The organism is Pseudomonas sp., assembly GCF_050739935.1.
Lineage (GTDB): Bacteria > Pseudomonadota > Gammaproteobacteria > Pseudomonadales > Pseudomonadaceae > Aquipseudomonas.
Window position 1 is genome coordinate 1 of record NZ_JBOICF010000040.1, and the last position, 22,712, is coordinate 22,712.

The window sequence follows — 22,712 nt, forward strand, 5'->3', positions numbered from 1 at the left end:
GGGCTTGCTCGCGAATACGGTAGGCCAGCCCCTGCAGTTGGGGCTGATACACCGCTTTCGCGAGCAAGCCCGCTCCCACATTGGTTTGTGTTTGGCCCGAGAGGGAGATTGTTCAAATAATCACCAATCACCTTGCACGCTTCCTCCCCCTTCTCTACAATTGCGCCCCTTGCCTTCCTGGCGGGCACCGATGTGCCTCCCTGCGGCAAGATCCATAAGTGTCATTCACTCCTTGTCTGACCGTTTTTGAGCGGCAGGCTACAACCCGTAAGGAGCATTCATGCGTCATTACGAAATCATCTTTTTGGTCCACCCGGATCAAAGCGAGCAAGTCGGCGGCATGGTTGAGCGTTACACCAAGCTGATCGAAGAAGACGGCGGCAAAATCCACCGTCTGGAAGATTGGGGCCGTCGTCAACTGGCCTACGCAATCAACAATGTTCACAAGGCTCACTACGTGATGCTGAACGTTGAGTGCACTGGCAAGGCCCTGGCCGAGCTGGAAGACAACTTCCGCTACAACGATGCAGTGATCCGTAACCTGGTCATCCGTCGCGAAGAAGCCGTTACCGGCCAATCCGAGATGCTCAAGGCTGAAGAAAACCGCAGTGAGCGCCGTGAGCGTCGCGACCGTCCTGAGCATGCTGACAGCGCCGATGGCGACGACAGCAATGACAGCGACAACAGCGATAACGCTGACGAGTAATCCACGGACCTTTTGAGGAGCCTATTACATGGCACGTTTCTTCCGTCGTCGTAAATTCTGCCGCTTCACAGCTGAAAATGTGAAGGAGATCGATTACAAGGATCTCAACACCCTGAAAGCCTACGTATCCGAAACCGGCAAGATCGTTCCTAGCCGCATTACCGGTACCAAAGCTCGTTATCAGCGTCAGCTGGCTACCGCTATCAAGCGCGCCCGCTTCCTGGCCCTGCTGGCCTACACCGACAGCCACGGCCGCTGAGACCAGGTTCAGTCGACAGAAAAAGCAGTAAGGGATAAATCGCATGCGCGCCATGGCTGACTTCATCATGCGCGGCCGCGTGCAGGCCACTCTCGCAGTGGTTGGATGTGCGGCGTTGCCGCTGTTGTTCTGGTTGAGCGCTGCCGCAGGTTGCCTTGTGCTCCTGCGACGCGGGTTGAGCGACGCCTTGGGCGTACTTGCCTGGGCTCTGCTGCCGGCCTTGGTCTGGTGGTATTTCGGTGAACCTCGCACCCTGATGGTGTTGCTGGGTTCATGGGGGTTGGCGGCCGTATTGCGCGCCAGCGAGTCCTGGGTCCGCGTGCTGCTGGTCAGCGTAGGGCTTGGATTGTTGTACGCAGTAATTCTGGGAGCGGTTTTCCGCGAGCCCATCGAAGCCATGGCCGGGGAGTTGCAGAAACTCCTGCCCCACGTCTTCGGTGATGTCTACCAGCATATGTCGGTAGAAGAGCGAGCGCGTCTGGGAGCACTGATTACACCGGTCCTCAACGGCCTGATAGCAGCGTTGTTGCAGATCGTCAGCGTGGTATGCCTGATTCTTGGGCGTTACTGGCAGGCGTTGTTGTATAACCCGGGCGGTTTCGGGCGCGAATTTCGCAGCCTAAAGCTCCCGCGGGCACCGATGCTGGTGCTGCTGGTGTGCATGTTGGTAGGGCCGAATTTCGGTCCTCAGCTGGCGATGTTGACACCGTTGTGCAGCGTGCCGCTCATGTTCGCGGGGCTGGCCCTGATTCACGGTCTGGTGGCTGCAAAGCGCCTGACCCGGTTCTGGCTGGTGGGGTTGTACGTCACGTTGTTGCTGTTCATGCAGCTGATTTATCCGTTGCTGGTGGTGTTTGCCATTGTCGACAGCCTGATTGATTTTCGCGGCCGTCTGGCGTCTAAGGACGCCGATAACGGTTCTGCGAACGGTGAAGGTTAAAGTTAAGAGGTTATTACCAAATGGAACTCATCCTGCTGGAAAAAATCGCCAACCTGGGCAACCTGGGCGATAAAGTAAACGTTAAGGCTGGTTACGGCCGTAACTACCTGCTGCCTTTCGGCAAAGCCACCGCTGCAACCGCCGCCAACCTGGCTGCGTTTGAAGAGCGTCGCGCTGAGCTGGAAAAAGCCGCTGCAGACCGTAAAGCATCGGCTGAAAGCCGCGCTGCCCAACTGGCCGAGCTGGAAGTGACCATCACTGCCACCGCTGGCGACGAAGGCAAGCTATTCGGTTCGATCGGTACTCACGACATCGCTGACGCACTGACCGCCTCTGGCGTTGAAGTGGCCAAAGCTGAAGTTCGTCTGCCGAACGGCACCATCCGTAACGTTGGCGAATACGACGTAGCCGTGCACCTGCACAGCGATGTTGAAGCTACCGTTCGCGTTGTTGTGGTGGCTGCTTAAGCAGTTCGATTCCTGCGCCTCGGCGCGGGAGTCTGACCGGTTGGCGACTTGTTCGGCAGCCGGTTAGCATTGGGCACGTTCCTGTTCTCAGGTCGTGCCCTTTGTCATTTCTGAGTATCCTGATTCAAATCCCTGATTCCGTGTGGCCATGAACGATATTTCCGCTCCCGAGCAATACGACCTGCAAACCGCTGCCTTGAAGGTGCCGCCGCATTCCATCGAGGCCGAACAGGCTGTGCTCGGTGGTCTGATGCTGGACAACAACGCCTGGGAGCGCGTGCTGGATCAAGTCTCGGACGGTGACTTCTACCGCCATGACCACCGCCTGATATTCCGCGCCATCGCCAAACTGGCCGATCAGAACCTGCCCATCGACGTCGTGACCCTGTCCGAGCAACTGGACAAGGAAGGCCAGACTTCGCAAGTCGGCGGTCTCGGTTATCTGTCGGAGCTGGCGAAGAACATTCCGTCGGTCGCCAACATCAAGGCCTACGCCCAGATCGTGCGTCAACGCGCGACCCTGCGACAGCTGATCGGCATCAGTAACGAGATCGCCGACAGCGCTTTCAATCCGGAAGGTCGCACTGCTGAGGAAATCCTCGACGAGGCCGAGCGACAGATCTTCCAGATCGCTGAAGCACGGCCCAAGACCGGTGGTCCGGTAGGGGTCAACGACCTGCTGACAAAGGCAATCGATCGCATCGACACCTTGTTCAACCTCGGCGAAGGGATCACCGGCCTGTCCACCGGCTACACCGACCTGGACGAAAAAACCAGCGGTCTGCAGCCCTCTGACCTGATCATCGTCGCGGGTCGTCCGTCGATGGGTAAGACAACCTTCGCCATGAACCTCGTGGAAAACGCGGTACTGCGCAGCGAGAAGGCGGTATTGGTTTTTTCGCTGGAGATGCCTGGCGAATCGCTGATCATGCGTATGTTGTCCTCGCTCGGTCGTATCGATCAGACCAAGGTCCGCTCCGGCCAGTTGGACGATGATGACTGGCCTCGTCTGACCTCGGCGGTGAACCTGCTCAATGATCGCAAGCTGTTCATCGATGACACGGCTGGCATCAGCCCATCGGAAATGCGCGCGCGGACTCGACGCCTCGTTCGTGAACACGGCGAGATCGGCCTGATCATGATCGACTACCTGCAGCTGATGCAGATCCCAGGCTCCAGCGGCGATAACCGCACCAACGAGATCTCCGAGATTTCCCGGTCCCTGAAAGCGCTGGCCAAGGAATTCAACTGCCCGGTGGTGGCCCTGTCCCAGCTCAACCGCTCGCTGGAGCAGCGCCCCAACAAGCGTCCTGTGAACTCCGACTTGCGGGAATCCGGTGCGATCGAGCAGGACGCCGACGTCATCATGTTCGTGTACCGGGACGAGGTGTATCACCCGGAAACCGAGCACAAGGGCATCGCTGAAATCATCATCGGCAAGCAGCGTAACGGCCCGATTGGCTTCGTGCGGCTGGCGTTCATCGGTAAATACACCCGCTTCGAGAACCTTGCGCCGGGTAGTTATAACTTTGATGATGATGAGTGACAAACCGCGACTTTGATGTCCACGGGGCATCAAAGCGCGCGATCTAAAGCCAACCGCAAATCCGACCTCTGTCGTCGGATTTGATCAAAATTTGTGCTATTCTCCGCGCCCGCGAATTTCCATCCGAAACTCGCCTCCCCGATTACGAACCCTGGTCATCGACATGCAAGCAGCCAAGCCGTTATTTGACTATCCGAAGTACTGGGCCGAATGTTTCGGGCCAGCGCCTTTCCTGCCGATGAGCCGGGAAGAAATGGATCAGCTTGGCTGGGATTCCTGCGACATCATCATCGTCACCGGTGATGCGTACGTCGATCACCCATCGTTCGGCATGGCGATCATTGGCCGGCTGCTGGAGTCGCAAGGCTTCCGCGTCGGGATCATTGCCCAGCCGGACTGGAAGTCCAAAGACGACTTCATGAAGCTGGGGGAGCCGAATCTGTTCTTCGGTGTCGCTGCCGGCAACATGGACTCGATGATCAACCGCTACACTGCGGACAAGAAAATCCGCTCCGACGACGCCTACACGCCCGGCGGCATGGCCGGCAAGCGTCCGGATCGCGCGAGCCTGGTCTACAGCCAGCGCTGCAAGGAAGCCTACAAGAACGTGCCGATCGTGCTTGGCGGTATCGAGGCATCGCTGCGCCGCATCGCGCATTACGACTATTGGCAGGACAAGGTGCGCAACTCGATCCTGATCGACGCCTGCGCCGATATCCTGCTGTATGGCAACGCCGAGCGGGCGATCGTAGAGGTCGCCAATCGCTTGTCCTATGGCGAAACCATTGAAAGCATCACCGATGTGCGCGGTACTGCGTTCATTCGCCGCGACACACCTGAAGGCTGGTACGAAGTCGATTCCACGCGCATCGACCGGCCGGGCAAGGTCGACAAGATCATCAACCCGTACGTCAATACTCAAGACACCGAAGCCTGCGCCATCGAGCAGGACAAGGGGCCGACTGAGGATCCGAACGAAGCCAAGGTCGTGCAGATTCTGGCGAGCCCGCGCATGACCCGCGACAAGACGGTCATTCGGCTGCCATCCATGGAAAAAGTGCGCAACGACCCCGTGCTGTACGCCCATGCCAACCGGGTTCTGCACCTGGAGACCAACCCCGGCAACGCCCGGGCGCTGGTTCAGAAGCACGGCGAAGTCGATGTCTGGTTCAACCCACCACCGATTCCGATGACCACTGAAGAAATGGACTACGTGTTCGGCATGCCTTACGCACGTGTCCCTCATCCTGCGTACGGTAAGGAAAAGATCCCGGCCTACGACATGATCCGTTTCTCGGTGAACATCATGCGTGGCTGCTTCGGTGGCTGTACGTTCTGCTCGATCACCGAACACGAAGGCCGCATCATCCAGAACCGCTCTCACGATTCGATCATTCGTGAGATCGAAGAGATTCGCGACAAAGTGCCTGGCTTTACCGGCGTCATTTCCGACCTCGGTGGCCCGACCGCGAACATGTACCGCATTGCGTGCAAGAGCCCGGAAATCGAATCCGCCTGCCGTAAGCCGTCGTGCGTGTTCCCAGGCATCTGCCCGAACCTGAACACCGACCACTCGGCGCTGATTCAGCTGTACCGCAGTGCGCGTGATCTGCCGGGCGTGAAGAAGATTCTGATCGCGTCTGGCCTGCGCTACGACCTCGCGGTCGAGTCGCCGGAATATGTCAAAGAGCTGGTGACCCACCACGTCGGTGGTTACCTGAAGATCGCCCCGGAACATACCGAGGAAGGTCCGCTCAACCAGATGATGAAGCCGGGCATCGGCAGCTATGACAAATTCAAGCGCATGTTCGAGAAGTACTCGAAAGAGGCGGGCAAGGAGCAATACTTGATCCCGTACTTCATCGCTGCTCACCCCGGCACCACCGACGAAGACATGATGAACCTGGCGCTGTGGCTCAAGGGCAACGGCTTCCGGGCGGATCAGGTGCAGGCGTTCTACCCGTCGCCGATGGCCAGCGCGACCGCCATGTACCACTCGGGCAAAAACCCGCTGCGCAAGGTCACGTACAAGAGCGACGCGGTCACCATCGTCAAAAGCGAAGAGCAACGTCGCCTGCACAAGGCGTTCCTGCGCTACCACGACCCGAAAGGCTGGCCGATGCTGCGCGAAGCGCTTGAACGTATGGGCCGTTCGGACTTGATCGGGCCGGGCAAGAATCAACTGATCCCGCTGCATCAGCCAGAAACCGACAGCTACCAGAGTGCCCGTCGCAAGAACTCGACGCCCGCTGGCAGCCACAAGGTCGCCAAGACCACCAAGATCCTCACACAGCACATCGGCCTGCCGCAACGTGGCAGCGACGGCAGCAAACCGTGGGACAAGCGTGAAGAAGCCAAGGCCGCCGCAGCTGCACGCAACAAGCAGGCTGCCAAGGACCGCGCCGATGCGGCCAAAGGCGGGAAGGGCGGCAAGAGCAAGAAACCGTCACGCCAACCCGTGTTCCCGCGCTGAGTGACGTCGCTGTAAACAAAAACGCCAGCTTTCGAGCTGGCGTTTTGCGTTTTACATCTTCACGTTTTCGCGAATGTTCCAACCGTACTTTATAGCGCCGCCGTCCTTGCTGCCGTCGGCTTTTTGCGGTTGGTAGCTGACTTCGACCTGACCGAAGTTTAAGGCAATGCTTTCCTTGATGATTTCTTCACTGGTTCCCGCGCCTGTTTCGTAAGAAGCAACCATGACCTCTTTGAGTTTGATGATCGTGTATTCAATGGGTGCGGCTCCACCGGCTTTGCGGATAGTCAATGTCGCTTCAGGATAATGTTTGCCAGTTGAACACGCCATCATCAAATTGGGCGAGGATTTATCCAACGGCTTCCTCAGACACAAATTACCGATACTGACTTTACCTGCACCACCACCGCCGCCTTGATGCATGGAGCCAGATTGCGACATAAGCCATTGGAAGCTGTAAATGTCGATTTCTTCCTTATGTGAACTATCCTTGGATTCACCTTTGATATCGCCTAGCTTTAAAAACATATCAATTGGCATATGCACTCCTTGAAAACGATGATCGACGTAATGTCGATGCGCACCTTTTCTCACTACGAATTCAATGGCAATAGGTGGAGAGTAGAACGGGATCTTTCACGCAGGAAAAAGAAAGATTTCCTACATCGTTGCCAAAAATTACTGCCTATCCTCGTTCACTTCCAGCCACGGTAAAGGACAAAGGAATGAGCGGCATAGTAATCCGAGATGGTTTTTCAATTGCGCGGAGCTTGGCAAGGGATCGGATTGAGCACTCTATCGATCTTGAAAAGCTATTTCATATTATAGATGCAGATCCTGCAATCGTCGGTGCAGGTGTGGTCTTTATAGACAGCGATTTTAATGTCGTAATGCTCAGGGAGTTTCAGCCGGTCTGCAGCGTTTCTGTGAAGCGGATTGTACTTCGAGAAGCGCCGAGGTATTTGGGAGGGCAAGAATTTGCAAAGTTGTTAGCGACTAATGAACGTGAGTCTGGGCTTGTACTAGAAGCCGTGGGAGCCTTTTTTGCGTGCGGCGGAGCGATACTCAGTTGGTGCGTTGTGTACGGAGGGGTAATGGCAGCGCCATTGACGCTAGGCACCAGCGCTGTTTTTACCATACTTGGAAAAGCGGCAGTAGTTGCGGGAACAATACAGTGTGGAATTGCTGTGGCGCGTGTCGCGGGTGAGCTTCTTGATCCGTCAATCGTCGACGATGTAGATTCCAATATTTGGTATCAGTGGATAACGGCTATCTTGGATGGGATAACTTTGGCGGGGGCTTCGGCATCAGTTTTTGTTACAGTTCGATATGTCCTGGCAACTAAAGCGGCCACCCGGAAGAGCTATGCCGAGATACTCCGGGGCTTATCTCGGCAAGAGAGGCTCGCGCTCACCACGGAGGTGCATAAATATCAGAAAGAATTGGTGGGTCTTCCTAGCCGCTATACAAACTCTCAAATTAAAAGACAAACATATGTTCAGATTGGGGATTTGCTAGCGGCGGGTTCGTCTGTTGCAGGCAGCTTGCTCTTAGGGAATCTCAGTCCAGTCGCTGTTGCGGTTTATGGAGAGTTTTGAGCATGCATGATCACGATGCATCCGAATATCGAATGAGTCATTTCTTGGTGTTCTTAATCTCGATTTTTTTAGGGATTTTCACGTGTTCGTTTTCTATCCTGTTAATGTGGGATACTTATCTTAAGAATGATTGTATCGACTTGAAGGTTAAGTTGTTTTTCGGTTTCATATTGTTGTACGGTGTTTTGCAGATTTTGTCAGGTGTGAAAATTCTCCACGGCTATCCTCGCTGGGTGGCACTGATGATTTCTCTATTCGCCTTTTGCCTCGTGCTTGATATCCCTGTGATTGTGTATCAGCCGAACCTTGGTTTTTATGCCTTCACTCTATGTTTGCCTTTGATGGGTCTTTATTGTCTAAACAGCGACCTCTATCGGCAGATGCTGAAGGCGGCAGAGAGAAATCGAATGGCGAAAACGGCCGGGATCAAACCTAGGGTAGAAACGTTAAGACATGAGACCGCTACAAATCATCTGCGCAGATCAAAAACGCGAAGATCTGTCATCAAATCAAAGCACGGTATCATGCTGGTTAAATTGGTATGTTGGATAATCTCTCTTTTCTCGGCTGTCGTGCTGGTTCTGAAGCTGTTTTTAATCTACAAAGGAATAGTGAGTGGAGTGGTTGCCGGAGCAGGTAGATATGGTCCTCCAAAAACTTATTCTTTAGGGGATGAGCCATGGATGTTTGGATTGTCTATGCTTTTGCACTTGTTGGCTGTTTGCGCCTGTGGTCTGTTTTTGAAACTAATGCTATTGCTTCGAGAGTGAAAAAATTTGTATCAACATTCCTGGGTGGCTTCCATAAATTCTCAGATATTTGCTCCATGTGTAATTCTTATCAGGAGGGAGTTATAAAGAATATAGGCTATCTGATAGGTATCTTGCTAATAACTCTTTTTATGGGGGTGACAGCGTATTTGATATATGACAGCGTTATGAGCGGCGTTGTTTTGATGGGTGGGAAAGCCGGGCCTGTTAATCGGTACTAATTTGCTGAGCAGCCAAGAATGTTCTGGTTTGGTATATTTATGTATGCAATTCTGTTTGTAATACTCGGCGGTTGTTTAAATGTTATGCGGCTGCTTGCCAGGTTAGAATCCCACGATGACCAATAAATTGGACACTTGGACCATGAGTGCTATCGAATCTGCCCCATCCCGTACTCTTCCGGGCACCACTCGCCCATGCAGGCACAATGTTGGTGCTGTAGGTAGCCTATGAGGCCCTTAGAGTTCTTATTATTCATGCGCCGCTACTTCCCTACATTTATAGCTGGGATTTTTGCGGGAATTTTTTCGATCATGTTTGTTTTGGTACTTTACACCGAGGTGTTTTTTCGGGATTTTAAACCGGATGACAGCTTAAAGTGGCTGTTTGGGAGTGCCGGTATTGCTGTGGTTTATATGTGTATCTGCCACTTTTTTTTGGTATGGGGACGAGTGGTGTGGGTGTGGGGCATAGTGTCGCTGTTCGTCACTTGTCTGTGCGTCGCACTTCCCATGATCGAATATCGTCCAATCAAAGTTTTATATTTCCTCGCCTTGCTTTCTCCACTGATGGGTTTGCTGGTCCTCAATTCAAATCGTCATCGTGAAATGAGAAAGATTATGGTCATCGTGCGTAACAAGCGAAAGCGGTTTCTCGTTATCCGCAAGCCCGTTTACGCCGTTTAAAGGCCGAACGGCGCAAATAACCCCATCCGCCTCATTTCCGTGCGACCCTTGCACCATCCGCCGAAGCTGGCGCGATTGTGGTGCTTTGCTTGGCTGAGCGAGCATCATGAACGCCGAAGGCGCCTGACTTGTCGGGGTGGCATAAGTCTTGCGCGGTTACTCTACCGTCCAGGCTCGCAGGAGGCACGCCGTGTCGATTCACTTTGCCTTGCACCACGTCACGCATTACCGCTACGAACGAGCGGTAGAACTGGGTCCGCAGATCGTGCGCTTGCGCCCGGCGGCACATAGCCGCACGCGTGTGTTGTCGTATTCGCTGAAAGTCCTGCCTGAAAACCACTTCATCAACTGGCAACAGGACCCGCAGGGTAACTATCTGGCGCGGCTCGTGTTCCCAGAGAAAACGGACGAATTACGTATCGAGGTGGATCTGGTCGCCGAAATGGCGGTGTTCAACCCGTTCGACTTTTTCCTCGAGCCCTACGCTGAAAAAATCCCCTTCACTTACGCCAGGGAAGAGCACCACGAGCTGCTGCCCTATCTGGAAAAGCTGCCGCTGACGCCGAAATTTGAGGCGTATCTGAACAGTATCGATCGCACACCTGTCCCAGCCATCGACTTTCTGGTGAATCTCAACCAGCGGCTGGCCAACGACATCGGTTACCTGATTCGCATGGAACCGGGTATCCAGACCCCGGAATTCACCCTTGAGAATGCGTCCGGCTCCTGCCGGGATTCCGCCTGGTTGCTGGTGCAGTTGCTGCGTCACCTGGGAATGGCCGCGCGGTTCGTCTCCGGGTACCTGGTTCAGCTCAAGGCCGACGTCGAGGCGCTGGATGGTCCTTCCGGCACCGATGTCGATTTCACCGATCTGCATGCCTGGTGCGAAGTGTATCTGCCGGGCGCAGGCTGGGTAGGTCTGGATGCGACTTCCGGGCTGTTTGCCGGGGAGGGGCACATTCCACTGGCGTGCAGCCCCGAGCCGTCCTCCGCAGCGCCGATCAGCGGTCTGGTCGAGCCGTGCGAAACCGAGTTCAGCCACGAAATGTCGGTGGAACGCATATGGGAGGCGCCGCGCGTTACCAAACCTTACACCGAAGAGCAATGGCTGGATATTCAGGCCCTGGGCCGACAGATCGACAGCGATCTGATCGCCAGCGACGTGCGCCTGACCATGGGCGGCGAGCCGACGTTCGTGTCCATCGATGACCGTGACGGCGACGAGTGGAATACCGCCGCGTTGGGGCCGAAAAAGCGCGCGCTTTCCGCTGAGCTGTATCAACGCATGCGCAAGCATTACGCGGCCCAGGGCATCGTGCATTTCGGCCAGGGCAAGTGGTATCCGGGTGAGCAATTGCCGCGCTGGTCGCTGAACTGCTTCTGGCGTCGCGATGGCCAGCCGGTGTGGCGAAACGATGCGCTAATCGCTGATGAGAACGAGAATTACGGCACCGATGGCGAGATGGCCGGACGTTTCCTGCGCAGCGTCGCCGAGCGGCTAAAATTGCCGGCGCGTTACGTCTTCCCCGCCTATGAAGACCATTTCTATTACCTGTGGCGTGAAGGCGCGTTGCCGAAAAACGTCAGCGCCGAAGACTCGCGTTTGAGCGATGAGCTGGAGCGGGCGCGGCTTACCAAGGTCTTCGCGCAGGGGTTGGACAAGGTCATTGGGCATGTCCTGCCGTTGGCGCGCACCGCTGCCGATGATCGTTGGCAGAGTGGGCGCTGGTTCCTGCGTGACGATCACTGTCGTCTGGTGCCGGGGGATTCGCCGCTGGGTTATCGCTTGCCGCTGGCCTCCCAGCCGTGGGTCAAGGCTGCGGAATATCCGTACATTCATCCAACCGACTACAACCAGGACTTCCCTGATCTGCCGGATCGCGATGACGTCGACAACAGCCTCAACAGTCTGACCGAGCAAAAAGACCCCAACGCCGAACGCGCACCGTTCATCGACGAGTCAGCCGACTGGCTGACGCGCACGGCGTTGAGCGCAGAAGCGCGGGACGGACGTCTGTATCTGTTCATGCCTCCGCTGCAATCCCTTGAGGCTTATCTTGAGCTGGTGGCGGCGATCGAAGCGACCGCCGAAGAGCTGCATTGCCCGGTATTGCTGGAGGGCTACGAGCCACCGAGTGATCCACGTCTGGCCAACTTCCGTATCACCCCGGATCCGGGCGTGATTGAAGTCAACGTCCAGCCATCTTCCAGTTGGGACGAATTGGTCGAGCGCACCGAGTTCCTCTACGAGCAGGCGCGTCTGACCCGCCTGACCACCGAAAAATTCATGATCGACGGGCGCCATACCGGCACCGGCGGCGGTAACCACTTTGTATTGGGTGGCGCGACGCCGGGGGACTCTCCGTTCCTGCGTCGGCCTGATCTGCTGCGCAGTCTGCTCAGCTACTGGCATAACCACCCGTCGCTGTCCTACCTGTTTTCCGGGCTGTTCATTGGCCCGACTTCGCAGGCCCCGCGTGTCGACGAGGCGCGCAACGACTCGCTGTACGAGCTGGAAATCGCCTTCTCGCAAATGCCTTCGCCGGGAGAAGAATGCCCGCCCTGGTTGGTGGATCGGCTGCTGCGTAACCTTCTGATCGACGTCACGGGCAACACGCACCGCGCCGAATTCTGCATCGACAAGCTGTACTCGCCCGATGGCGCCACGGGTCGTCTGGGGTTGCTGGAATTACGCGCGTTCGAGATGCCGCCCCACCCGCGCATGAGTCTGGCGCAGCAACTGTTGTTGCGGGCGCTGGTAGCCAGGTTCTGGCGCGAGCCGTATGCGCCAGCCAAGCTGGCCCGCTGGGGAACCGAACTGCACGACCGCTTCATGCTGCCGCACTTCATCGAGCAGGATTTCGCCGATGTTATCGTTGAGCTCAACGCCGCCGGTTATCCGCTGCGTGCCGAGTGGTTCGCGGCACATCTGGAGTTTCGTTTTCCGAAAGTTGGCGATTATGCGGTCAGTGGTATCGAGCTGGAGCTGCGTCAGGCTCTTGAGCCTTGGCATGTGCTAGGTGAGGAGGGCGCAGCCGGTGGCGCAGTGCGTTACGTGGACTCGTCGCTGGAGCGCCTGCAGTTGAAAGTCACCGGATTGCCGCCGCAGCGCTACATGCTCACGTGCAATGGCGTCCCTGTGCCGCTGCAGCCGACCGGTCGGGTCGGCGAGTTCGTGGCGGGTGTGCGTTATCGCGCCTGGCAACCGTTCAACGCCTTGCAGCCGACCATTCCCGTTCATGCGCCGCTGGTTTTCGACATTCTCGATACCTGGATGCAACGCTCGCTGGGAGGCTGCGAGTATCATGTCGCCCATCCTGGTGGTCGTAATTACGAGACCCTGCCGGTGAATGCCAACGAAGCCGAAAGTCGGCGCCTGTCGCGGTTTTTCCGCGTCGGCCACAGCCCCGGCAAACTGGCAGTGCCTGCGCTGACCCTCAATGACGAATTGCCCCTGACGCTGGATATGCGTCTGCATCGATAAACATGGCCCGTACCATTCAGCCTGATCGCACCCATCAGGCCGGCTCAGAGAGTGGCCGCAGGGAAGCGACCCACTACGTGTCACTTCATCTGCGTTAACCTGATCTCTGCTAATTCGAGCCTTTTAGTTGTCTGCCGAGCCTTCCATGCCTGACCTGCTTGACCGATATCCGCTTTCTGCGGGTACATATCACGAGATGCTCGACGCCAGCGGCGCTGTCCGACCGCATTGGCTGCGTTTCTATGAGCATCTGCAACGCAGTACCCCTGCCCAGTTGATTCAGCGTCAGGCACTGCTCGCCAGACAGATTCAGGAAAATGGTGTCACCTACAACGTCTATGCCGATCCCAAGGGCGCGGACCGGCCTTGGGAACTGGATCTGCTGCCGCATTTGATTCCGGTCGATGAATGGCAACAGCTTGCAGCTGGCATCGCTCAACGGGCGCGCTTGCTCAACGCCGTGCTGGCTGATCTTTATGGCCCGCAGAAGCTGATCGCCGAAGGACTGCTGCCCGCCGAGCTGGTGTTCGGGCACAACAACTTTCTCTGGCCGTGCCAAGGCGTAATGCCGCCGGAAGGGACGTTCCTGCATGTTTACGCTGTCGATCTGGCACGCACCCCCGATGGCCGCTGGTGGGTCACGGCGGACCGGACACAAGCGCCATCGGGAGCCGGTTACGCGCTGGAGAGTCGTCTGATCGTGTCGCGGGCGTTTCCCGAGCTGTATCGCGATCTGGAAGTGCAGCATCTGTCCGGCTTCTTTCGCGCGTTGCAGGAGACCCTCGCGCGTCAGGCGCCAAGCAGCAACGAAGCACCGTTGGTGGTCCTGCTCACGCCAGGGCGCTTTAACGAGAGCTATTTCGAGCATTTGTACCTCGCAGGCCAGTTGGGCTATCCGCTGGTGGAAGGTAGCGATCTGACGGTGCGCGATGCCACGGTGTATCTGAAAACTCTCAGCGGCCTGCGCCGCGTGCACGCGATCATGCGGCGCCTGGACGATGACTTCTGCGATCCGCTGGAGCTGCGCACCGACTCTGCACTCGGTGTTCCGGGCTTGCTTGAAGCCGTGCGTCAGGGCCGCGTGCTGGTGGCCAACGCCTTGGGCAGCGGTGTGTTGGAGTCGCCGGGGCTGTTGGGTTTTTTGCCGAAGATCAACGAGCACCTGTTCGGCGAAGAGCTGATCCTGCCGTCGATCGCGACCTGGTGGTGCGGCGAGCCTCCGGTGCTGGCGCAGGCGCTGGAAAAGATGTCTGAATTGCTGATCAAACCGGCGTTCCCTTCGCAGAGCTTCGCCCCAGTGTTCGGCCGTGATTTGAACGACGAGCAGCGTCAGGCCCTGGCCGCTCGCATGCAGGCCCGGCCTTACGCCTATGTCGCACAGGAGCTGGCGCAGTTGTCCCATGCGCCGGTATGGCAGGCGGCGGATACGCAATTGCAACCCCGCGCCATCGGTATGCGGGTCTACGCCGTCGCCACTGCCGATGGCTATCGCGTGTTGCCGGGTGGCCTGACACGCGTGGCCGCCGATGCTGACGCCGATGTGGTATCGATGCAGCGTGGTGGCGCCAGCAAGGACACCTGGGTTCTCGGCGAGCGCACTTTGGGCAGCGAACAGTGGAAAGGTCGTCATTCATTGGGTGTACACGACCTGATCCGTCGCGATCCGTATCTGCCGTCGCGGGTGGTGGAAAACCTGTTCTGGTTCGGCCGTTATTGCGAGCGTTGCGACGACAGCGCGCGGCTGCTGCGCATCATGCTTGCGCGTTACGTCGATGGCGATGACCCGCTGGCGCTGCAAGCCGCAGTTGAGCTGGGCGAGCGTCTGAATCTGGTCCCTGGAGAGGACGAAGAGGACCCCCGCGAGCTGCATGACCGGTTGCTCGCCGCCTTGCTGGGTGCGGATTGGCCGTTCAGCCTGCGTTCCAATCTGCAACGCTTGCAGTGGGCTGCATCCCAGGTGCGTGGCAAGCTGTCCCGGGAAAACTGGCAGGCGCTGGTGGAGTTGCAGCACGAAGCCACCCACCTGGACACCGATGCCCCGGACTTTGGAGAGCTGCTGGATTTCCTCAATCGTCTGGTGATGTCCCTCGCAGCGCTGTCCGGTTTTGCGCTGGATGACATGACCCGCGACGAAGGCTGGCGTTTCTTGATGATCGGCCGGCGGATCGAGCGTCTGCAGTTCCTAAGCACCAGTCTGGCGGCGTTCCTGCGCAGCGATGCGGTGTTCGATCAGGACGCACTGGACTGGCTGCTGGAGTTGGGCAACAGCAGCATCACCTACCGCTCACGCTATCTGGCATTGCCACAGTTGATCCCGGTGCTCGATTTGCTGCTGCTCGATGAACAGAATCCTCACGCCGTGCTGTTCCAGCTCAAGCTGGTGACGCGCTCGGTGAGACGATTGAACGATGACTTCGGCGTACTGCAGGACAGCGCTCTCGCGACACTGACGCAGCGGCTGGCGGCTTTCGATCTGGGATGTCTGGAGAGCGGGCTGTTCGGCCAAGGCAGCGTCAGGGCCGCGTTGCACGGGCTGGCGGATCTGCTGCAGATTATCGGTGACACCAGCGGCCAGGCTTCAGACCGCTTGGCGCTGCGCCATTTTGCCCACGTCGATGATGTCAGCCAGCGCACGGTGTCCGTCTGATGAACAGCGCCCATTACCAGATTCTTCACGATACCCATTACAAGTACGACACCCCGGTGTCGCTGGCTCAGCAACTGGCACACCTGTGGCCGCGGCGCAGTCCCTGGCAGCGTTGCCTGGAACAGCAGTTGGTGATCAGCCCGGCGCCGACCACGCGTCGGGACGAGCTGGATGTGTTCGGTAATCCGCTGACGCGACTGGCCTTCGAGCGGCCGCACGACGAATTGCAGGTCAATGCGCGTCTGCGGATTGAGGTGCTGGAGCGCCCGGCGCTGGACTTTCAGCAGTCGGCGCCGTGGAATTTGGCTCGCAGCACATTGACATACAGCGCCTCGAAGATGTCGCCGGACCTGCTCGAGGCCTGTCGTTATCGTTTTGAATCGCCCTATGTTCACTTGAAACAATCGTTCGTGGGGTTTTCCGCCAGTTGCTTTCCGCCAGGGCGGCCGCTGCTGCTATGTGCGCAGGCATTGATGGAAAAGATCTTCGACGAATTCACCTTCGATGGCGAGGCGACCCAAGTGGCGACTCCGTTGGTGGAAGTGCTGGAGACCCGTCGCGGCGTCTGTCAGGACTTCGCCCACCTGATGTTGGCTTGTCTGCGATCACGTGGGTTGGCGGCACGTTATGTCAGCGGTTATCTGCTGACCCAACCGCCGCCCGGCCAGCCACGCCTGATTGGCGCCGATGCTTCCCACGCTTGGGTTTCGGTATTTTGCCCGGTGCTGGGCTGGGTGGATTTCGATCCGACCAACAATATCCAGCCCGCGCTGGAGCATATCAGCCTGGCGTGGGGACGGGATTTTTCCGATGTTTCGCCGTTGCGCGGAGTGATCCTGGGCGGCGGCAATCACGACCCGGAAGTGCGGGTGACCGTAATGCCTGTCGCGGGGTGAGGCGATTGATACACCTCTGGAAGTATGCGTGCCCGCTATCGAGATCTGGCGCAAGCTGAGTCGGATCTACTGTCGCATCGCGGGCAAGCGCGTTCCTACGGTATTGCGTCTGCCCACACTGGATCGGGTCGTGCAGAGATCCGCAATTTTGCTCATTCAGCCGGCTTGTCTTCTTCCTGCTGTTCAACCGCCTGTTCAGCCGCCTCGCCTTCTCCAGCCTCGGCCTCTGCCTTTTCGGCCTGCTTGCGCTGTGCCTTTTCCTCTTTCTTCTGCTCTTTAGCCAGATCGCGTTGACGTTTAGCGAAGGAATAGTTGGGTTTGGCCATGGGCAATCCTCGAGGCGGGCAATAGGTCTGGTCATTCTGCCTGAGAACGACGCTCAGCCGGACCTGTATTTTGCGCAGACCGCCTGGTTTTCGGTTAGACCCTTGTAAATCCTGTCCGATCAAGCTCGTGAACGGTGCGGCGGTACTCACTGTACTCCTGACGGGCACTGTCGTAATCGCCGCTGGCGCCACAGGCATAGGCGGCGAGCAAACTGCGGAAGAGGCTATTGAGTTGCATGAGAATCGTCCTGATGGATGAGTGACAAGCTCATCTTAGGAGGACACAGTGGCGGGCGCTGAGTGATTGTCTCGATGGCTCTGATAGATGCCGTCTAGACATGTTTCACAATATGTAGTTGTTAAATTGTTTAAAGTTAGGGCACTCTTTGTATACAAAAACACAAGAGCAACCCCATTCAGGAGACTCACCATGATTCGCAAGCTCGTCGCTGCATCCCTGCTGACCCTGGCCAGCGGCCATCTACTGGCTGCTGAATGTTCAGTGGACGTCGACTCTACCGATCAGATGTCCTTCACCACCAAGGCCATCGAAATCGACAAGAGCTGCAAGGAGTTCACCGTTAACCTGAAGCACTCCGGCAGTCTGCCGAAGAACGTCATGGGCCATAACCTGGTGATCAGTAAAGAAGCTGACATGCAACCGATCGCCACCGACGGTCTGAGCGCCGGAATCGACAAGGATTATCTGAAAGAGGGCGATGCACGCGTTATCGCTCACACCAAGATCATCGGCGCGGGCGAGACCGATTCGTTGAAGATCGACGTTTCCAAGCTCGATCCGAACGAAAAATACGGATTCTTCTGCTCGTTCCCAGGCCACATCAGCATGATGAAAGGCACTGTGACGCTGAAGTAAGCTTTTTATGGGGGAGCCGCTTGCAGCAAGCGGCTCCTACAGTTGGGAGGTAACGTTCCCGTCCAGTTACGCCCGCTTCGAATCCGTCATCTTGAAAATCCCCTGCGCATTGCTGCTGTCGAAATTCAGGTCGATTTTCCCGTTCTCGGGATCGATCTTGCGCTGAATGAATTCGACGAACGACCCCGGCACTTGATGCGCCTTGAGCACGCCATTGGCATCCAGCAGATCGCGGCCCACGCTGCAGGCCTTGTAAGCCGTCTGCATCACACGTCCTGAGCCCGACACCTCGATGCTGTCCTTCATCGGCCGCTCGCGACGGATCTGCTCTTCAACCGTAGCTTCCAGGTTTTCCACCCGATCCGTCAGGTGGTTGAAGCTGTTGCCCTCGGTAGATATCCAGGCCATTTCCGCGCTTTCACTGAGCAACTGATGATAATCGGCTTCCTGCACAACGCCATGCTGGCGCCCGAACGCGCGATACAGGCCCGGCAGCAGGCGTGAGGCTTCTTCGAGACTGCAATGCCGGGTCGCGTGGAGGCGTTTGAGAATGCTCAAATCCTCACTGCTCAGCGGATCGCGGCTGGAGCCAACCACGCGGCTCACGGCATCCTGGAACGTCTGGCTCAAACGACCCGGATGCAGTTCGGAAACGAAGAACTGCGCGATGTCTTCCGGTAAGTCCATCTGCCGATAGCCCCAGCCAGTCATGTTCAGTTTGGTCAGCGGATAGGTGCGCACGTCGGTGAAGCCCAGCGGCTCCAGCAAGCGCGAGAAGGCTTGACGACCTCGTGGCAGCTCGCCGTTTTGCGGCCAGTCCACGGTACGGATGGCGCCATGATCGAAGACCACTTTGCGACCGCTTTCAAACTGCTCGTCGACGTACCGCAGGCCGTCGGGCACCGCTTCCACCAGCTTATGGAACAGGCACAAGTTCAGCGCTTCGGCCAGCCAGACACGATGAATGGCATCATCGGACCAGGAAAAATTCTGCAGCGCCTGCGGGACTTCGACACGGCGTTCGAGCCAGTCTGCAGCAGGCTGGCCAACGGTTGAAGCGACGAGAGAGAAGAGGCCTTGGAAAGCGGTCATGGATAGCGGCTCTGAGCGAGAAAGTCAGAACGCTTTGTAAGCCCCGATGGCAGACGCCATCAAGCGAAAAAAAACGACGGGTTCATTCCTTTTCAGAATGAATGGAGAATGGACTGTCCACGCCGGTCTCCTGTAACAGCACGGCTTGCCGGCGGCGGCGCCATAAGCATCGCTACCGTCGCCAAGCCGTGCTGCTACAAATCGATCGCGGCAATACTACGGGGCGTAAGGAAGGTCGCGCTTGTGCTGAGTCTTGCGATACGTGTTCACGATGATGTCGAACGCTTCCTGACGCAGCGGTTGGCCATGAAGGAAGGCGTCGATCTCGGCATAGGTCACGCCGTGGGACGCTTCGTCCGGTTTGCCGGGTATCAGGTCTTCGAGGTCAGCAGTCGGAATTTTCTCGACCAGGTATTCCGGCGCACCGAAATTACGGGCAATGGCGCGTACCTGATTTTTCACCAGACCACTCAATGGGGCCAGGTCGCATGCGCCGTCGCCGAATTTGGTAAAGAATCCCATCACCGCTTCCGCCGCGTGGTCGGTGCCGATCACCAGACCGCCGCGTACGCCGGCAATGGTGTATTGCGCGACCATGCGCGTGCGCGCCTTGATATTGCCTTTGACGAAATCCACGGCCGCGTCGGGCTGACCTTCGAAGGCCTTGACCTGTTTGACCAGCGCGTTGACCGAAGGCGCAATGTCCACGGTGTGACGCTCGTCCGGCTTGATGAAATCCACCGAAGCGGTGGCTTCGTGTTCGTCGTGCTGGATGTCATACGGCAGGCGCACGGCGATGAACTGGTAGGCGCCGTCACCCGTGCTTTCGCGCAGTTCCTTGACTGCGCGCTGAGCGAGCAGGCCCGCAGTTAGCGAATCGACGCCGCCGCTGATACCCAAAACCAACACTTTCAGGCGGGCGTTCTGCAGGCAGTCCTTAATGAACTGGATTCGACGTGCGACCTCGGTTTCAAGCTCGCCCTCATTGGCGAAGGGTGCCTGAACCTTGAGCTCCTTGGCGATCTCGAGCTGTACGGCTTGCATGATTGACTCCTTTTTCAGAAGAAGAAAAATAGGCATTCAAAACGGTTAAAGCGGTGCTCGAGTCAGGCTGGCACCTTGAATACGTGACGCAGGTAGGACACGAATTCCGGATCCTTGCATTGCGTCTTGCCGGGCTCGTCGGAAATCTTCGCAACGGGCTGACCGGCGCAGGCGGTCATTTTAAGCACGATACTCATGGGCTCGATGCCTGGCACATCGGCGGTGAGGTTGGTGCCGATGCCGAAACTGACATTGATCCGACCACGCAGGGCACGAAATATTTCCAGCGCCTTGGGCAAGTTCAGTCCATCGGAGAACACCAGTGTCTTGCTCATCGGGTCGATGCCGAGCTTCTGGTAGTGGCTGATGCATTTCTCGGCCCACTGAACCGGGTCGCCCGAATCATGGCGCAGACCATCGAAAAGCTTGGCGAAGAACAGATCGAAATCAGTCAGAAATGCGTCGGTGGTGATGCAGTCGGTAAGGGCTATCCCCAGCAGGCCGCGGTATTCGCGGACCCAGCAATCGAGCGCGGCGATCTGGCTGTCGATCAGGCGCGGCCCCAGTTGCTGATGCGCCATGATCCATTCGTGGGCCATGGTGCCGAGCGGCTTGAGGTCGAATTTGCGCGCCAGATAGACGTTGCTGGTGCCGACGAACTGGCCAGGGAAATCCTTCTTGAGCACCGAAACGACGTCTTCCTGCACCGCGAAAGAGAAGCGCCGACGAGTGCCGAAGTCAGCGACTTTCAGTTCTGCCAGCTCATCGGGGGTGGCGGTGGCGGTCAGCCAGTCGAATTTGCGATACAACTGATCGCGCGCCTGGCTCAGCAGCGTGTTGGGGTTGCGATAGCGATTTCGAACTTCGCTGACGATCGCCAGGATTGGTACTTCGAACAGGATCACGTGCAGCCAGGGGCCTGAGAGACGGATACACAGTTCGTCGTTTTCGATAGTGGTTTGTACGTAGCGCAGGTTAAAGCGAAACAGGCCGAGGAAGCGCAGAAAGTCTGGCTTCATGAAATTGATGCGCTCCAGAAACCCGGTTTCTTCGACGCTCAGGGACAGATCGCAAAGCTGTTCGATCTGGTGACGAATCTCCATCAAATAAGGCCGCAGGTCTTCCCCATTGCGGCAGCGAAACTCCCACTCAACGTCGACGTTGGGGTAGTTGTGCAGCACAGCCTGCATCATGCTCAGCTTGTAGAGGTCGGTATCGAGCAGGTTCTGAACGATGCGATCTGCGAAAGCGCTCTCACTCATTGTGTCGCTCCAGCCAGCAGTAGCCGCAAATGTGCGGCTCATGAAAATCGAGTCGATGTCGCATACAGCCTTGTGGCGGCGGCGGATATTGGCTTGATGCCACTACGTCCGGCTTGTTATTGACGATGACGGACATAATGCCAGTCGTCGCCGTGTTGGGGCAGAAATGTTTCACCAACGCCGCGGTCCTGGCTGCGTATGGTCACTGCGGGAGCGAAGTCATTCGCGAGGGGCGGTACATCCGCTGCATTCTTTATCGTCCATCGCGCCGTATCGCGAATGAATTCGCTCCCTCAGGGGGAGAGGCGCCTGATCGCGATCCAGAAGCGTCACGTCGGCAAGCGGGACTGCTACAGGGATATGCGCCAGCTCATTCACTGCGGCGTCGGCTGATTCAGCTGCTCCAGCATCCATTCCACGAACACCCGAATCTTCGGCACTTCCGCCGCGTGTTCCGCGTAGGCCAGGTAGTACGCATCGCGGCTCGGCAGTGCGTGTTGCCAGGGGATGATCAGCTTGCCATCCGCCAGTTCTTCTTCCACTAAGAAGCGCGGCAGCAAAGCCACGCCACAGCCCACTTGTGCGGCGCGGATGCACATATAGAACGTCTCGAAGCGCGGCCCGTGATAGCTGTGCTCGGTCTGGTAGCCCTGACTTTCAAACCACTCAGGCCAGCCCTGCGGCCGGTGAGCGTTTTGCAGCAGGACCAGGTCGGCCAGCTGTGTCGGATCGGTGAAGGGTTTATCCGGAAGGCTGCCGGGGGAACAGACCGGCACCAGTTCTTCCCCGAACAGCTTCACGCTTTCCGCGCCGGGGCGGGCGCCTTGACCGAAATAAAACGACATGTCGCAGCGGCTCTGGGCCAGATCGTCGCTTTCCTGTTCGTTCACCAGATCCAGATGAATATGCGGGTGACGCAGCCGCCAGCCCTTCAGCCGTGGGACCAGCCAGCGTGCGCCGAAGGTCGAAGGCGTGGAGACTCGCAGCACTTCGGTTTCGCCGCCGTAGGAACGCAGAAAGTGCGTGGACATCTCCATCTGCGTGAGAACTTTTCGCACTTCCGCCAGGTACAACGCGCCTGCGGGCGTCAGTTGCAGGCGTCGACGCACGCGCCTGAACAGCAGATGCTGGACCAGTTCCTCAAGTTGCGCGACCTGCTTGCTGACCGCACTTTGCGTCAGGTTCAGTTCTTCAGCGGCACGTGTGAAACTCAGGTGCCGGGTCACCGCTTCGAAACATTGCAGTGCCGTGACGGACGGTAGATGACGTTTGTTCAGCATATTCAGGCCTGCTCGGCATCAGCATGAAAAAACGGAATGATATCTCGCTTAATGGTCGTTTGTTGACCGGCTCAAGGCCAGCTATTACTAGAGGCTGACGAAACCACCGTATCCCGGCATTCCGCATTCGCGTGAACGCT

20 protein-coding genes are annotated in these 22,712 nt (G+C 57.5%); 13 read left to right on the forward strand and 7 right to left on the reverse strand.

The window, feature by feature from the left end:
- Positions 1–280 precede the first annotated feature (280 nt).
- The 6 genes from rpsF to ACRER8_RS06605 all read left to right on the forward strand — a co-directional run bounded on the left by rpsF (position 281) and on the right by ACRER8_RS06605 (position 6,391).
- Positions 281–706 (forward strand): 30S ribosomal protein S6, encoded by a 426-nt coding sequence (rpsF, locus tag ACRER8_RS06580; protein WP_431745541.1) that lies wholly within the window; start codon positions 281–283, stop codon positions 704–706.
- Between the two features lie 28 nt (positions 707–734).
- Positions 735–965 carry a 30S ribosomal protein S18 gene (rpsR, locus tag ACRER8_RS06585; protein ID WP_037015707.1) on the forward strand — a complete coding sequence of 77 codons (231 nt, stop codon included), beginning with the start codon at positions 735–737 and terminating at the stop codon, positions 963–965.
- A gap of 43 nt (positions 966–1,008) precedes the next feature.
- A complete protein-coding gene (locus ACRER8_RS06590; protein ID WP_431745542.1) occupies positions 1,009–1,905 on the forward strand; it encodes a hypothetical protein in 897 nt (298 codons plus the stop codon).
- A 20-nt stretch (positions 1,906–1,925) separates the two neighbouring features.
- Entirely contained in the window at positions 1,926–2,372 is a 447-nt protein-coding gene (rplI, locus tag ACRER8_RS06595) for a 50S ribosomal protein L9 (RefSeq protein ID WP_296188284.1), read from the forward strand.
- Between the two features lie 148 nt (positions 2,373–2,520).
- Positions 2,521–3,918, forward strand: a complete 1,398-nt coding sequence (dnaB, locus tag ACRER8_RS06600) for a replicative DNA helicase (RefSeq protein ID WP_110951041.1) — start codon at positions 2,521–2,523, stop codon at positions 3,916–3,918.
- 163 nt (positions 3,919–4,081) lie between these two features.
- Positions 4,082–6,391, forward strand: coding sequence for a YgiQ family radical SAM protein (locus ACRER8_RS06605; RefSeq protein ID WP_431745543.1), 2,310 nt, complete (start codon positions 4,082–4,084; stop codon positions 6,389–6,391).
- 51 nt (positions 6,392–6,442) lie between these two features.
- Here the strand turns inward: ACRER8_RS06605 and ACRER8_RS06610 are convergent, their stop codons facing one another.
- Complete coding sequence (locus ACRER8_RS06610) at positions 6,443–6,931, reverse strand: Hcp family type VI secretion system effector (RefSeq protein WP_431745544.1); 489 nt, start codon at positions 6,929–6,931, stop codon at positions 6,443–6,445.
- Positions 6,932–7,116: 185 nt separating this feature from the next.
- Between ACRER8_RS06610 and ACRER8_RS06615 the strand changes: the two genes are divergently transcribed.
- The 6 genes from ACRER8_RS06615 (at position 7,117) to ACRER8_RS06640 (ending at position 16,691) form a co-directional block, all read left to right on the forward strand.
- On the forward strand, positions 7,117–7,989 hold the full coding sequence (locus ACRER8_RS06615; RefSeq protein WP_431745545.1) for an NAD synthetase: 873 nt from the start codon (positions 7,117–7,119) through the stop codon (positions 7,987–7,989).
- 2 nt (positions 7,990–7,991) lie between these two features.
- Positions 7,992–8,759 (forward strand): hypothetical protein, encoded by a 768-nt coding sequence (locus tag ACRER8_RS06620; RefSeq protein WP_431745546.1) that lies wholly within the window; start codon positions 7,992–7,994, stop codon positions 8,757–8,759.
- Positions 8,760–9,235: 476 nt separating this feature from the next.
- Positions 9,236–9,664 (forward strand): hypothetical protein, encoded by a 429-nt coding sequence (locus tag ACRER8_RS06625; protein WP_431745547.1) that lies wholly within the window; start codon positions 9,236–9,238, stop codon positions 9,662–9,664.
- A gap of 190 nt (positions 9,665–9,854) precedes the next feature.
- The gene (locus tag ACRER8_RS06630; RefSeq protein WP_431745548.1) at positions 9,855–13,148 is read left to right on the forward strand and encodes a DUF2126 domain-containing protein; all 3,294 of its coding nucleotides are present in this window, start codon (positions 9,855–9,857) and stop codon (positions 13,146–13,148) included.
- Positions 13,149–13,293: 145 nt separating this feature from the next.
- The gene (locus ACRER8_RS06635) at positions 13,294–15,795 is read left to right on the forward strand and encodes a circularly permuted type 2 ATP-grasp protein (protein WP_431745549.1); all 2,502 of its coding nucleotides are present in this window, start codon (positions 13,294–13,296) and stop codon (positions 15,793–15,795) included.
- Positions 15,795–16,691, forward strand: coding sequence for a transglutaminase family protein (locus tag ACRER8_RS06640; protein WP_431745550.1), 897 nt, complete (start codon positions 15,795–15,797; stop codon positions 16,689–16,691). The genes ACRER8_RS06635 and ACRER8_RS06640 overlap by 1 nt, the downstream gene beginning before the upstream one ends.
- Positions 16,692–16,843: 152 nt before the next feature.
- Here ACRER8_RS06640 and ACRER8_RS06645 read toward each other — a convergent pair whose 3' ends face one another.
- Both ACRER8_RS06645 and ACRER8_RS06650 read right to left on the reverse strand, forming a co-directional pair.
- Entirely contained in the window at positions 16,844–17,017 is a 174-nt protein-coding gene (locus ACRER8_RS06645) for a hypothetical protein (RefSeq protein ID WP_431745551.1), read from the reverse strand.
- Positions 17,018–17,111: 94 nt separating this feature from the next.
- Positions 17,112–17,255 (reverse strand): hypothetical protein, encoded by a 144-nt coding sequence (locus ACRER8_RS06650; RefSeq protein WP_431745552.1) that lies wholly within the window; start codon positions 17,253–17,255, stop codon positions 17,112–17,114.
- A gap of 192 nt (positions 17,256–17,447) precedes the next feature.
- On the opposite strand from ACRER8_RS06650, the gene azu reads away from it, so the two are divergent.
- A complete protein-coding gene (gene azu, locus ACRER8_RS06655) occupies positions 17,448–17,894 on the forward strand; it encodes an azurin (protein ID WP_431745553.1) in 447 nt (148 codons plus the stop codon).
- Between the two features lie 66 nt (positions 17,895–17,960).
- Here the strand turns inward: azu and ACRER8_RS06660 are convergent, their stop codons facing one another.
- From ACRER8_RS06660 to ACRER8_RS06675, 4 genes are all read right to left on the reverse strand, one after another.
- Positions 17,961–18,986: a DUF1338 domain-containing protein gene (locus ACRER8_RS06660; RefSeq protein WP_431745554.1), complete on the reverse strand. Its 1,026-nt coding sequence runs from the start codon at positions 18,984–18,986 to the stop codon at positions 17,961–17,963.
- Positions 18,987–19,202: 216 nt separating this feature from the next.
- A complete protein-coding gene (nadE, locus tag ACRER8_RS06665; RefSeq protein ID WP_431745555.1) occupies positions 19,203–20,030 on the reverse strand; it encodes an ammonia-dependent NAD(+) synthetase in 828 nt (275 codons plus the stop codon).
- A 62-nt stretch (positions 20,031–20,092) separates the two neighbouring features.
- Positions 20,093–21,292, reverse strand: coding sequence for a nicotinate phosphoribosyltransferase (gene pncB / locus ACRER8_RS06670; RefSeq protein ID WP_431745556.1), 1,200 nt, complete (start codon positions 21,290–21,292; stop codon positions 20,093–20,095).
- A gap of 374 nt (positions 21,293–21,666) precedes the next feature.
- Positions 21,667–22,572, reverse strand: coding sequence for a LysR family transcriptional regulator (locus ACRER8_RS06675; protein WP_431745557.1), 906 nt, complete (start codon positions 22,570–22,572; stop codon positions 21,667–21,669).
- Positions 22,573–22,712 lie beyond the last annotated feature (140 nt).